Source organism: Atribacterota bacterium (assembly GCA_039638595.1).
GTDB classification, from domain to species: domain Bacteria; phylum Atribacterota; class Atribacteria; order Atribacterales; family Caldatribacteriaceae; genus Profundicultor; species Profundicultor thermophilus.
Map to the genome: position 1 here is coordinate 1 of JBDIWM010000016.1, position 12,617 is coordinate 12,617.

Sequence of the window (12,617 nt, forward strand, 5' to 3'; positions counted from 1 at the left end):
AGAGTATGGTGGTCATCGAGGCCGACAAAAAAGTGCTCCACGGGAATGTGGTCAAGGTGATGGACCTTGCCCGGAGAGCAGGGGCAGAACGAATGGCCATTGCCACACAACCGGAAGGAGAGGAAGAATAATGAACTGGAAAAAAGGCATTATGTGGGGAATGATTTTGGTCCTATTTTGGGGAATGTTACTGATGGAATATTCCTGGGCTGAAGATGCTCTGACCATTGCTCTTCTTCCTTTTATCGATCGAAACAACGAAGAACCCCACTGGGGGTATCTCATTCGAGATTGGATTAAAAGGGTGCTGGAAGAGCAAAAGAACGTTGAAGTCCCTGACGTTTTTTCTGTCGATAATCTGGTTCGGGCTTCCCGTATTTCCTGGGATACACTTTTTGTCCCTACAGCTGCCCAATCATTGGGAAAAAGGGCAAATTGTGATTATGTTTTGATTGGTTCTTTCCGTCATCGGGAAGTGGCCGGTCGGGACAGAATTATCGTTACCCCCCGCTTACACCGACTTGTTCAGGGAGATTACATCGACATTCCCAGCGAAATGTTCGACGGGGAAAGAATGGATCTGGCTGCTTTGTATGTGGCTCAAAAGACCATGGAAGTCCTGGGTATCGAAACGTTCTTTTCCCAATTGTCCATATCGGTTCCATCTCTGGTCAATCTCTTTCCCCTTTATCAGGGACTCATCAAGGTTGACGAAGCCATCAGGACCTATGGTGAGAAACAGTATCCTGATCAGCCCCTGTGGCGTGAGGCATTTGCCCTGGTTGGGGAAACTATCAGGCGAGAACCAGCTTACCTTGAAACGTATTACTACTTAGCAAACATGTATCGGGAGACGGGATGGTGGGCAAAAGAAGCAGAAACATGGGACCTCTACTTGAGGGAGCTCAATCATGGGAGAAGGGTCAACGCTTCCCTCATTGCTCAGGTTTACCTTCGTCTGGCATATTCATATTTTCATCAAAAGAGCCTAGACCTGGCCATCGCCAATCTTACCAAAGCAACAGAGCTCAATCCCAATCTGGTGGAAGCGTATCTCCTTCTGGGTCGGATCTACTATGAATCGGATCGAACCGATGAAGCGGAAAAAGCCTATGCGAAAGCTTATGAGCTGGATCCCCACTCCAAAGAGGCGCAATATTTTTTTCAGCTGGCGGGAAAAGCCCGGATTTTTGGAAAGTCTGCGTATGAAGCGTACACCCAGGGATATCAATACTTTGCTCAGGGGAGTCTACCCGAAGCAGAGGAGTACCTCAAGGAAGCGATTCACCTCAATCCCAGTTTTAAAGAAGCATATTACTGGTTGGGGAGAACGCTCTACGAAGCAGGAAAGTTGTCGGAAGCTGAAAAGGCTTGGGGGAAGGTTTTGGAACTCGATCCCTTCAACAGTCAGGCCAGACGTTTTCTGGATCGAACTCAGCAGGAAAAAAAGTACGGGAGAAAAGCGGTGCGAAACTTTCAGAGTGGTTATGAGCGGTATGAAAAGGGAAATTATCAGGAGGCGATTGAATTTTTTAAAGAAGCAATCGTGGAAAACCCTGCTTTCTCTGAGGCCCATGAATATCTGGCGCGCTGTTATTATCGGTTGGGTCGCACCAAAGAGTATGTGGAGGAACGCGAGAGAGTAGCCAGCTTACTCTCCACTCCTGAGGATAAAGCCTGGTATGCGTACAATACGGGGTATGAGTTGTTTGCCTGGGGAGAGAGGGAAAAAGCTAAAGCCTGGCTTGAGCAAGCTATCTCAGTCAATGATGCTCTTGGTGAGGCCCATCTTCTTTTGGGAGAGATTTATGGTGAGAAGGGGGAATGGTCCAAAGCCCTTTCTCATTACCTGAAGGCCAAGGACAATCTGGAAGGGGAAATGAAGGGACAGGCATTGTGGGGTATCGCCACGGCGGATTTCGAACTCAAGCAATTTGGGGATCTAGTTTTAGTTCTTGAGGAAATTATCATGAATTATCCCTATGCCGAGTTTATGGAAGAAGCTGAGGCGTTGAGGATTGAAGTGTTGGTCCGAACTCAGGATTATAAGAGAGCCCGTCTGGCATTTCAGCAATTTCAGATTCAGTTTCCAGAGAGCAGGTTTTTAGAAAAGGCTTCATTTTTTTACGCTTTGAGTTTTTATGAAGAAGGGAAGTGGCCAGAAGCACTCACTGCTCTGAAAAGGTTTACGGAACGTTATCCCCGAAGCGATTTTTCCTCACAAGTTTTGGAAATGCTGGGATATGTCTATCGCCATTTGGGAAGGGAAGAGGAGGCTCGCTCAACCTTTGAGAAACTCAAAGGAGACGAGGGAACGTTTCTGGCTGCAGATAGCTGGTATCGCCAAAAAGATTGGGAACAGGCTATCATCGCTTTTACCCAGTACCTTTCTTCGTATCCTCAGGGGAAATTTCTGATTGAAGCCCGGTTGAAGCTGGCTTCTTCCTATCTAGAAAAGGGAATGGTTCAGGAGGCAGGAAATGCCATTCGTAGTCTTGAGGGACAGATACTCAACGTTTTCCCGGTTGATTTTCTCCGTTTTCGGGTTAAACTGCGTTTTCAGCAAGAAGATTGGCAGGGCGTCGTTGATGATTTGATTGTACTGGAGGAAAAAACTGGCCGACTGGAGGAAGAATATCTTTTAATCTTGGCTTTGGCGTATCATCAACTTGGAAGAAAGGAACAAGCAGAAGAGGTTTTGCGACAGGCAGGAAAGAACCCTGAAGAGATACTGGGAGATAGAGAAGCTGAACTCCTGAAGAAAGCTCTGGAAGCTATGGAAAAGGGGGATTATTTCACAGTTATTTCTCAGCTCGGAGACGGGACTGGTTTTACCAATCGCCAGCACCTTGTTCATTTTCTCCTTGGTAAGGCTCATTATTTCCTGAGCCATTTTGACGAAGCGTATGACCACTTATCCCGGTCGCTTGCTTCTTCAGAAGAGGGCTTTTTTCAAGAAGCTTGTTTTTATCTTCTGGACCTTGCCTATCGAAAAGGGGATTGGTCCGGGGTGATTCAGTTTTATCGTAAGCTTTCTGAGGTCCGTGGCCCGGAGATTCTATGGCGGGTGGCTGTAGCCTACTATAAGGAGGGAAACTTGCCTGAAAGTCGAAAAATTCTGGAGGATTTGATTACTGTTGATACGGTCAAAGAAAAAGCCGTTTTGCTCCTTCTAGAGGAACTGTATGCTCTGAAAGAGTATCAGGCTTTTTTGGAAACCGTGTGGGAATTTTTCCGTTCCTATCCACAGCATCCTGAAAAGGAAGAATTGCTGTACCTCGCTTCTTGGTCGGCATACTTTGTGGGCAAGATGGATGAGAGCAAAAAGCTCATCTCTTCTTACCGTACAGAGTTTCCTCAGGGAAAACATGAAGAAGAGTTAATGTCTCTTCTGGCTGATATCCTGATACAGGAAAGTGCGTATGAGGAAGCCGTAGGAGTATTAGAAAATCTGGTGCATCGTGAAGGATGGAGTTTAGAAAATCGACTCTATGCCTGGTATCGTCTGGGAACCGTTTTTCTCAGGATTCAGGAGTTTGGGAAGGCGGCCGATGCGTTTCAGCACATTGTTCAGGCTGGAGAGAGTGCATACTTTGACCGGGCTGCATACTACCTGGGAATGTCCTGGGAGTACCTTGAGAACCTGGAAGAAGCAGTCAAAGCCTATCGGCTAACTGTGGAGAAAAGTCAGGACAGCTTATGGAAGTCTAAGGCTGAGGAACGCCTGGCTCTATTGACCCAGGAGTGAAATGGCATTACACTTATTCTGATTTGGAAAAGAAACCATTTTCTCACCCTGAATAGTAGGAGGTTAGTGCATGCAGTTTTTCTCCATCATTGCTAAAGGCGGATACGTCATGTATCCCATCGTGGCCTGTTCGGTGGTGTCCCTGGCCATTTTTCTGGAGCGATGGTATGTGCTCCGGCATGCAAAAGAAGAGGTCAAAAAATATCTGCGAGCAGTTCGCAAAGCCCTTTCCCGGAAGGACCTGCAGGGGGTTCTTGAGATTACCCAGAAATTTCAGATGCCGGCCTCCCGCATCATCCTGGCTGGTTTAAAGAAATACTTTGCTGGTCAACCGAAGGAAGCCAGAGAGGCGATGGAGATCAAAGCAATGCAGGAGTTACCATTCTATGAACGGCGGCTTTCCACCCTGGTGGTCATTGCCAACATCTCCCCACTTCTTGGGCTTCTGGGAACAGTCACTGGGATGATTAAGACTTTTAGTGTTATTGCGGCGGTGGGAGTGGGGAAACCAACCGAGATGGCGGGGGGGATTTCTGAAGCCCTCCTCACCACGGCAGCAGGGCTTTCGGTTGCCATTCCAACGGTGGTGATTCATCACTACCTCTCTCGTCTCTCAGAACACATCGTCAGTGATATCGAGCGGTTGAGCACGGAGCTTTTGGACGTGATGGAAACCACCCATCCGATGATTGATTTGGAGGATATCGCTCTCCCCGAGGGAGAGAAGGACCATGTTCCGATTTCGGCAACGGAAGACCAGAACTAAACCGGATATCAACATCACTCCCTTAGTGGATGTGGTTTTGCAACTGGTGATCTTTTTTGTGGTGACTACGACCTTTATCAGTGTGGAGAGTGGGGCCAGAGTCAACCTTCCCTCAGCCAACTTCTCCAAGCTTGAGGAAGCCAAAACCATCACCATCACCGTCACTGAGAATAACATGCTTTATGTGGATGGAGGGCTCACCGACTGGAATGAACTTCCTAAGGTGCTCGTGGCCTCCCTGCGAAAAGACCCGGAGAGTATGGTGGTCATCGAGGCCGACAAAAAAGTGCTCCACGGGAATGTGGTCAAGGTGATGGACCTTGCCCGGAGAGCAGGGGCAGAACGAATGGCCATTGCCACACAACCGGAAGGAGAAGGAGAGTGAGTCGTCTGGTCTGGGACGAAAGGAGAATCTGGTCTTTTTCTCTGGTATTCTCTTTAGTGGTGAATCTTGTGGTTCTTGCCGTGATCTCGATTTACTGGCTTTCCTTTCATTATAACCGGCCCAGCGAGGAGAAACCGGTGGTGGTGGAACTGATGGAAATTCCCTCTCTCAAGAAACCACAGGGAACGGTGCCCCAAACCGCGGAACTGGCGGAACTGAACCCTCCTCCAGAAATGCAAAAGGCTGAGGCTCAGGAGGTGCCGCAGGTGCAGAGTGAAATAGCCTCGGAAATGGAACAGCGAAAAGAACAGGTACGGGTTCCCAAGCCTCCTGTGGAACTTCCTCAAGCAGAGAACATCGTGGAAAAGACTTCACCATCGGGAGCGCGGCTTTTTAACCCGGGTGAAAATATCGAAGTCGAAGAAAGCATGAAGTGGCAGGGTGCTGAGGCAGAATCGACCATTAAGGGACAACTTGACGAAGCAGGACAATCCTCTCGTCTTGCTCATTTGGCGCAGGAGGGAATGCAAAGGGTGGAAAGCACTGTGGGCGAGACCATGGCCACCGGAGAACTGCTCCCTCCCACCACGAGTGTTGAAAAGCGCTCTCCATTTACCAAAAGACCCATTGCAGTGATTGTGGAAAATGCTCCTCAAGCTCGACCGCAGGCAGGGCTTTCCAAAGCTGATGTGGTATATGAAATCATGGCCGAAGGAGGCATTACCAGATTTTTAGCGATATTTTCTTCTGAAACGGTGGATCGTGTTGGACCGGTACGGAGTGCTCGTCCATACTTTGCTCTGAAAGCGCTGGAGCACGATGCCATCTTTGTGCACAGTGGAGGGAGTGTCGAAGCCTATACGTATATGAAAGAGCTGGCTTTGGACCATATTGATGAAATGAGCCACTTTCAACCTTTCTGGAGGGAGAAGGAGCGGCGTCCACCCCATAATCTTTATACTTCGGTGGTTTCTCTGCGTCAGGAAGCCCAGAAGTTAGGGTACAATAGACCGGTCAGAAGTGCGGGATTTGGAGTTGCTTCTGCATCGGTGAATGCACCATCTGGAGGAAAAGCATCAGCCTTGGAGATTCGTTATGCTGGTGACTACATGGTCAAATTTGCCTTCAACGAAGGTAAAAGAGAATATGACCGTTTTGTTAATGGACAGCCCCATACCGACAGTAGTTCTGGGGTGCAGATTTCCTGTTCCACGGTGATCGTCCAGATGACCGAACACGTGGTGAAAGACGAAGAAGGGCGTCTGGAGATCCGATTTGTCGGGCAGGGTCAAGGCTTTGTTTTTAGTGACGGTGTGGTGTTGCCCATACGGTGGGAAAAGAAAACTCTGCGGGATAAGACCAGATTCTATTACGACAATGGCGAAGAGCTGCGAGTCAACCCTGGGAGGGTGTGGGTTGAAATTGTCGATACCAAAACAAAGGTGGTGTTCTGATGCGTCCAGTTCTCTTTTTTCTGGGAAATTTTCCCATTTATTCTTACGGGGTGATGCTTGGGCTTGCTTTTTTGGTTGGTGTTCTGTGGGCTTTATCCCATTCTTCAAAATATGGGGTGAGTAAAGAGGCTGTGATGGAAGTGGCTTCGCTCTGTGTGATTGGAGCGGTAGTGGGTTCACGATTGGCTTACGTACTCCTGCACTGGGATTATTATAGCGAGAATCTGGGGAAAGTTTTCGCGGTGCGAGAAGGTGGATTAACGTTTTATGGAGGCATTGCCGGGGCCTTGCTTCTTACGATCCCCTATATTGTGAGAAGAAAGTATAACCTGGTGGCCTTTTTTGACCTTTTCGCTCCACCAATTGCGCTGGGTTACGCGATTGCCAGGATTGGTTGTTTCCTGAATGGGTGCTGTTATGGACGGGTTTGCGCCTACTCATTTTTCCCTTTGGGGGTCAAATTTCCCCACCTTTCTGGTTTTCGTTATCCCACGCAAATCTATTCCCTGGGGTACTCCCTGATCATTTTTTTCATTTTGCTCTGGATTTCTCGACGACCCCATTTTCCTGGAGCACTCTTTCTCGATTATCTTTGGCTTTACGGTGTGGCCCGCTTTTTTATGGAATATTTTAGGGAAGAACCCTTTACCATCGGAAGATTCTTGACTTTGGGACAATTGGCCTGTGTAGTGGTTGTGACCGTGGTGCTCTTTTTGAAAAGGTTACTCCAGGAACGGTATGCAGCCAGAGTTTGAAGAAGTCCTTGAGTCTTTTCTGCAATTCCTTTTCTGGGAAAAGCGATTGTCGGATAACACCATCATGGCGTATCATCAAGATGTGACATTCTTCCTTCAATTTTTGAGCCAGGTGGGATATCATTCTCTTCGGGAGGTGGACCTTGGGGTTCTGGAACAGTTTGTGGTGCGTGAGTCCAAAAAGAACTTGGAGAAGACTTCTCTGGCTCGGCGGATTTCGTCATTGCGGACGTTTTTCTTCTTTCTGGTACGGGAAAAATTGGTAACGGAGAATGTCGCCAAACTTTTGGATACGCCTCGAATTCAGCGTAATCTTCCTGCAGTTTTAACTTTGGAAGAGGTGGAACGGCTTATTGCGGTTTGTGATCCTCTGTCCCCCCGAGGGTTGCGAGACCGGGCTATGCTTGAACTTCTTTATTCGAGTGGATTGCGGGTCAGCGAACTGGTGTTACTTGAATTTTCCCATCTTGACCTTTCTAATCGGATGGTCCGATTGTGGGGAAAGGGATTTAAGGAGAGAGTGGTGCCTTTTGGAGAAAAAGCTCAAGATGCGCTCATTGCGTATCTTGAAGAAGGTAGGCCAGTTCTTTTAAAAAAGTCTCAGAGTAACTATCTCTTTGTGAGTGATGCTTCAGGACGTCCTCTGACTCGTCAGAGTGTCTGGACGCTGATTAAGCGATATGTTCTTCGCGCGGGGATTCAGAAGCGTATCACTCCCCATACGTTTCGACATACTTTTGCCACCCATCTTCTGGAGAACGGAGCGGATCTGCGAGTTGTTCAGGAATTTCTGGGCCATAGCGATATTGCGACTACCCAGATTTATACCCATGTGAATCGAAAAATGCTTAGGGAAGTTTACGATAAAGCCTTTCCAAGAAAGTAAATTATGGGGGTGAATGGCGATGGAGTTGAAAAGGCAAATTGAGGAGAGCGCACAGTTCATAAGAGAAAAAATTCGTTTCGTGCCTTCGGTGGGGATTATTCTGGGTACTGGTTTGGGGGCCCTGGTGGATGAAATTGAAATCGACCGTGTGATTCCCTATGAGGAAATTCCGTATTTCCCAGTTTCGACGGTGGAAACTCACAGGGGAAATCTGGTGCTGGGATATATTGCGGGAAGACCAGTAGTGGTGATGCAGGGACGGTTTCATTACTATGAAGGGTATGATTTGAAACAGGTTACATTTCCGGTGCGGGTGATGAAACAACTTGGGGGTCAGGTGCTTTTGGTGAGTAATGCTGCCGGTGGGATGAATCGAAATATGAAGCGGGGAGACCTTATGGTCATCACCGACCACATCAATCTTCTGGGTGATAACCCCCTGCGAGGACCCAACGACCCTGACCTTGGACCACGTTTTCCGGACATGTCCTCGGCGTATGATCGAGGATTACGAGAACTTGCTTTACAAATTGCTCTGGAAAACGGGATTTACGTTCACCAGGGTGTTTATGTGGCACTTCCGGGACCAAACTTGGAGACCCCTGCCGAGTATCGCTTTCTCATCACCATTGGGGCAGATGCCGTAGGCATGTCTACGGTTCCAGAAGTAATCGTGGCCAGACACGCTGGAATGCGAGTGTTTGGGATTTCCTGCATTACGGATCTGGCCATTGATGGGGTGGTGGAGCCAGTGAGTTTTGAGGAAATCGTGAACGCCGCTAAAGAGGCAGAACCCAAAATGACGTTGATTATCAAGGAGCTGGTGCGGAGAATGGTTCTGGTATGACTGGGTCACTTTTTAAGGTCTTTTTGCTTGCTTTTTTACCTGTTAGCGAGGTGAGAGGTGCAATCCCATATGGTGTTTTAGGGGCTCGTGTGCCTTTTTCTCTGGTTTTGCCGGTTGCGTTTTTGGGAAACGTGATTCCATATTTTTTGGTCATGTATTGCCTCCGGGCGGCACTGAAACTGCTCTGTAAGCTCGAATGGTTTAACCGCTTCTACGGACGTTACACCGAAGGGGTGAAAAAACGCTTTCAAAGATACGCTCGATGGGGGCAGTGGGGGATTCTTCTTTTTGTGGGAGTTCCTTTGCCGTTTACCGGGGTTTGGACTGGGTCGCTTATTTGTTTTCTGGGGGGATTCTCGTTTCGAGAATCATTTCCTTTTATTCTGGGAGGCCTTCTTTTGGCGACATGTATTGTGAGCATCGTGATACTCTTTGGGTATGGTTTCTGGCTTTAAAGGAAAGGATGGATAAAGAGGATGGTGCGAACGATTCAGTGGGAAAACAATACCCTTTGTTTTTTGGATCAAACGCTTTTGCCTCTGGAAGAACGGTATGTGACCACTTCTGACTACCGGGTTGTGGCTGAGGCCATTCGGAAGTTGCAGGTGCGTGGAGCACCCCTCATTGGAGTTGCAGCAGCCTATGGCCTTTGTCTGGGAGCCTTGGAGGCTTCGTGTTTGAATCGGGAAGAGTTTTTCCATTTTCTGGCGCGCGTGGACGAAGAACTGCGGGGAACCCGTCCTACGGCGGTCAATCTCTTCTGGGCTCTCGATCGCCTGAAAAAGCTTTGGCATTCCCTGGAGGGTCAGGGAGCATCGGTGGAGGTGGTGGTAGAGGGATTAATTAAAGAAGCACAGACTATGGAAGAAGAAGACGTGTCCACCAATCAACGTATTGCGCAACTTGGGGCTCAGCTTTTTGCCGATGGTGACCGGGTTTTGACCCACTGTAACGCTGGGGCTTTGGCCTGTGTTCAGTGGGGAACCGCTTTAGGAACGATACACTGGGCTTTCCTCAAAGAGGGGAAGCGACTGACCGTCTATGCGGATGAAACTCGTCCTCTGCTCCAGGGTACTCGTTTAACTGCTTTTGAACTCCGCAAAAGTGGTATTCCGGTGACGGTCATCTGTGATAATATGGCCGGCTTTTTAATGGCCCAAGGAGCGATTGATAAAGTAATCGTTGGAGCAGATCGGATTGCCTTAAATGGTGATTTTGCCAATAAAATTGGTACCTATACCGTAGCATTGCTCGCTCGCTATCACCGGATTCCTTTTTACGTTGCTGCTCCACTTTCTTCGGTTGATTTCGACGCTCTCAACGGTCAGGCGATACCCATTGAGGAGAGAAACCCGGAAGAAGTACTGGTGTGGGGTGGAAGACAAATTGCTCCGTTGGGGGTGGGAGTGCGGAATCCTGCTTTTGATATCACACCCTGGAACCTGGTGAGCGCTTTTGTCACGGAGGAGGGGGTTCTCTATCCTCCATTTCTGGAAAAGTTTGATGAGATAAAAAAGAAGAGGAAGGGGGGGTGAAAACATGATTACCGTGGACGACGTTCGAGAATTGAGCGATTTTACTCTGGAGAAGGGTCTCATTACTTCTTTTTATTTGAATGTGGATCCCAGGCGATTCACGCGTCAACAATTTTTGGCCGTGGCTCATACTCTTTTACAGGAAAAACTGGCTTCCCTGCGGAAACAGTTTTCCGAAGAGCTCCATCTGGGAGTAGAAAGAGATTTCAAGCGCATTGAAGGTTTCCTGCGAAGCGATTTTGAAGTGCGAGGAAAAGTAAGGGGACTCGTGATTGTGGCCAGTGATGCCAGCAATTTTTTCCGTGTGTACCATCTCCCGCAGTCCTTACCATCGGCGGTTTTTGTTGGTCCAAACCCCTATATTCGCCCCTTCCTTGCCGTTCTTGACGAGCATCGTCGGATTATGCTGGTGGTCCTGGACCATCGGGAGGCACGATTCTTTGAGATTTATATGGGAGAGATTCTGGAGTATGCCAGTTACCATAGTGATACTCAGGGAAAAGTGAAGGAGGGTGGATGGTATGGTCTTGAAGAACGGAGAATCGCCAGGCACATCGAAAACCAGATTTTCCGCCATTATAAAGAGGTGGCCGATCACCTTTTAGAACATTTCCGCCTGAAACATTTCGAATACCTCTTCGTGGGTACCAAAGAAGAGGAGTACCCCCTTTTTGTGAATTTCCTGCATACCTACCTCAAAGGGACTTTGAAGGGTAGGATACATCTGAACCCTAGGGATCATATCAATACCATCGTTAAGGAAGCTTTACAAGCCGAGAAAATGATAAAAGAGGAAGAAGACCGGATGATCATGGAGCGTTTTCTTGAGGTAGTTGGGAATAAAGGTTTAGCGACTTTTGGCTTACTCAACGTGTTGCAAGCCGTAAATCTGGGGGCCTGTCAGAAATTGCTCGTGGATGAAGAGTATCATGAGGGTGGTTTTGTGTGCCGGGCGTGCGGATTTTTAAGTCTAAAACCCGAGCCGTGTGCCCTTTGCGGAGGGGAGGTTGTTCCTGTAGAGGATATCGTTGAGCGAGTGATTAATGAGGTTTTCTGGCAGAATGGAGAGGTGAAGCATATCGCCAGCGCTACTCCTGGGCTTCAAAATATAGAGCGCATCGCTGCATTCTTACGTTTTAGAATTTGAGTGCGTACTGGAGGGATTAAAAAATGGAGGAGTATTTTTTGATTTTGGACTGTGGCGCTACGAGTCTTCGCTCCATAGCTATCAGTCCTCAGGGAGAAATCTTGTTTGCTTCGTCTTTGCCCAATCAACCCCGTCCTCAAGATCAGCGAAGTGAGTGGCTGGTCTGGGACGTGGAAGAAATATGGCAGAAGATTTGTGAAAATACCCGTAAGGTGGTGAATGGCTTTTCCGGGAAAATACTTGGGGTAGCGGTGACCACGTTTGGGGCTGATGGAGCACCTGTTAGGAAGGATGGGAGCCTGACGTATCCTGTTATTTCCTGGCAGTGCAGTCGGACAGTTCCCTGGATGGAAAAAATTGCTTCATTGGTGAACCCACGGGAACTGTTTCGTATTACCGGTTATCAGATCATCCCCTTTAACACCTTGTTGAAATTACTCTGGTTGCGGGAGAACGCGCCCTTTGCCCTTGATGAGGCATCTTCCTTCATGATGTTACCAGGGATATTGAATTTCCGATTGACAGGCGAAATGACCGTCGATTACACTTCCCTCTCTACCGGAATGATGCTGGACGTTTCGGGGCGACGCCTTGCGGAGGAATTGCTCAGTCTTGCTGGGGTATCAACCCAGTTTTTCCCTCGCTTTGTTGAGGCTGGAGAAGTGATTGGAACGGTTTTGAAAAAAGCAAGCGAGGAAACTGGGATTCCTGAGGGAGTGCCGGTCATTTCTGCTGGTCATGATACGCAATTTGCCATTGTGGGTTCCATGGCCAAGGAGGGGGAAGTCATCTTAAGTTCTGGTACCTGGGAAATTGCTGCTTTGAGGATTCCATATTATCGTGATTCTGAGATTGCTTTTCGGGCAGGCATGCTGGTGGAACTTGACGCGGAAAGAGGTTTCTGGAATCCTCAGATGTTGATGATCGCCGGAGGGGTCGTGGAATGGGTACGCAGGAATTTCTTTACTGAAGTGAAGGACCAGAAAGGAATTTATGACCTGATGGTAGAACAGGCCCAACACGTTTCTCCTGGGGCGCAGGGGGTTTTTCTGGTTCCGGCTTTCATGCCCTCGGGACCAACCAGACCCTATGGA

12 protein-coding genes are annotated in these 12,617 nt (G+C 48.4%); all 12 read left to right on the forward strand.

Going from position 1 to position 12,617, the window contains the following annotated elements:
- Positions 1-5 precede the first annotated feature (5 nt).
- On the forward strand, positions 6-131 hold the full coding sequence (locus tag ABDK92_05230) for a biopolymer transporter ExbD (protein ID MEN3186026.1): 126 nt from the start codon (positions 6-8) through the stop codon (positions 129-131).
- Positions 131-3,748: a tetratricopeptide repeat protein gene (locus ABDK92_05235; protein MEN3186027.1), complete on the forward strand. Its 3,618-nt coding sequence runs from the start codon at positions 131-133 to the stop codon at positions 3,746-3,748. The genes ABDK92_05230 and ABDK92_05235 overlap by 1 nt, the downstream gene beginning before the upstream one ends.
- A gap of 70 nt (positions 3,749-3,818) precedes the next feature.
- Positions 3,819-4,514 carry a MotA/TolQ/ExbB proton channel family protein gene (locus ABDK92_05240; protein MEN3186028.1) on the forward strand — a complete coding sequence of 232 codons (696 nt, stop codon included), beginning with the start codon at positions 3,819-3,821 and terminating at the stop codon, positions 4,512-4,514.
- Positions 4,480-4,899, forward strand: a complete 420-nt coding sequence (locus ABDK92_05245) for a biopolymer transporter ExbD (GenBank protein ID MEN3186029.1) — start codon at positions 4,480-4,482, stop codon at positions 4,897-4,899. Before ABDK92_05240 ends, ABDK92_05245 begins: the two co-directional genes overlap by 35 nt.
- Positions 4,896-6,353, forward strand: a complete 1,458-nt coding sequence (locus ABDK92_05250) for a DUF3048 domain-containing protein (protein ID MEN3186030.1) — start codon at positions 4,896-4,898, stop codon at positions 6,351-6,353. The genes ABDK92_05245 and ABDK92_05250 overlap by 4 nt, the downstream gene beginning before the upstream one ends.
- Complete coding sequence (lgt, locus tag ABDK92_05255; GenBank protein MEN3186031.1) at positions 6,353-7,108, forward strand: prolipoprotein diacylglyceryl transferase; 756 nt, start codon at positions 6,353-6,355, stop codon at positions 7,106-7,108. The genes ABDK92_05250 and lgt overlap by 1 nt, the downstream gene beginning before the upstream one ends.
- A complete protein-coding gene (gene xerD / locus ABDK92_05260; protein ID MEN3186032.1) occupies positions 7,092-7,994 on the forward strand; it encodes a site-specific tyrosine recombinase XerD in 903 nt (300 codons plus the stop codon). Before lgt ends, xerD begins: the two co-directional genes overlap by 17 nt.
- Positions 7,995-8,013: 19 nt before the next feature.
- On the forward strand, positions 8,014-8,841 hold the full coding sequence (locus tag ABDK92_05265) for a purine-nucleoside phosphorylase (GenBank protein MEN3186033.1): 828 nt from the start codon (positions 8,014-8,016) through the stop codon (positions 8,839-8,841).
- Positions 8,838-9,296 (forward strand): small multi-drug export protein, encoded by a 459-nt coding sequence (locus ABDK92_05270; protein ID MEN3186034.1) that lies wholly within the window; start codon positions 8,838-8,840, stop codon positions 9,294-9,296. The genes ABDK92_05265 and ABDK92_05270 overlap by 4 nt, the downstream gene beginning before the upstream one ends.
- Positions 9,297-9,317: 21 nt before the next feature.
- Positions 9,318-10,376 carry an S-methyl-5-thioribose-1-phosphate isomerase gene (gene mtnA, locus ABDK92_05275; GenBank protein ID MEN3186035.1) on the forward strand — a complete coding sequence of 353 codons (1,059 nt, stop codon included), beginning with the start codon at positions 9,318-9,320 and terminating at the stop codon, positions 10,374-10,376.
- A gap of 4 nt (positions 10,377-10,380) precedes the next feature.
- Positions 10,381-11,523: a hypothetical protein gene (locus ABDK92_05280; GenBank protein ID MEN3186036.1), complete on the forward strand. Its 1,143-nt coding sequence runs from the start codon at positions 10,381-10,383 to the stop codon at positions 11,521-11,523.
- Positions 11,524-11,546: 23 nt separating this feature from the next.
- The coding region (locus ABDK92_05285; GenBank protein ID MEN3186037.1) for an FGGY family carbohydrate kinase at positions 11,547-12,617 on the forward strand (1,071 nt) is incomplete at its 3' end.

What these genes read in the sequence shown, in the direction of transcription:
- xerD (MEN3186032.1), top strand. Translation starts at nt 7,092, where the DNA reads ATGCAGCCAGAGTTTGAAGAAGTCCTTGAGTCTTTTCTGCAATTCCTT.
- ABDK92_05235 (MEN3186027.1), top strand. Translation starts at nt 131, where the DNA reads ATGAACTGGAAAAAAGGCATTATGTGGGGAATGATTTTGGTCCTATTT.
- ABDK92_05245 (MEN3186029.1), top strand. Translation starts at nt 4,480, where the DNA reads ATGTTCCGATTTCGGCAACGGAAGACCAGAACTAAACCGGATATCAAC.
- ABDK92_05240 (MEN3186028.1), top strand. Translation starts at nt 3,819, where the DNA reads ATGCAGTTTTTCTCCATCATTGCTAAAGGCGGATACGTCATGTATCCC.
- ABDK92_05230 (MEN3186026.1), top strand. Translation starts at nt 6, where the DNA reads ATGGTGGTCATCGAGGCCGACAAAAAAGTGCTCCACGGGAATGTGGTC.
- lgt (MEN3186031.1), top strand. Translation starts at nt 6,353, where the DNA reads ATGCGTCCAGTTCTCTTTTTTCTGGGAAATTTTCCCATTTATTCTTAC.
- ABDK92_05270 (MEN3186034.1), top strand. Translation starts at nt 8,838, where the DNA reads ATGACTGGGTCACTTTTTAAGGTCTTTTTGCTTGCTTTTTTACCTGTT.
- ABDK92_05265 (MEN3186033.1), top strand. Translation starts at nt 8,014, where the DNA reads ATGGAGTTGAAAAGGCAAATTGAGGAGAGCGCACAGTTCATAAGAGAA.
- ABDK92_05280 (MEN3186036.1), top strand. Translation starts at nt 10,381, where the DNA reads ATGATTACCGTGGACGACGTTCGAGAATTGAGCGATTTTACTCTGGAG.
- mtnA (MEN3186035.1), top strand. Translation starts at nt 9,318, where the DNA reads ATGGTGCGAACGATTCAGTGGGAAAACAATACCCTTTGTTTTTTGGAT.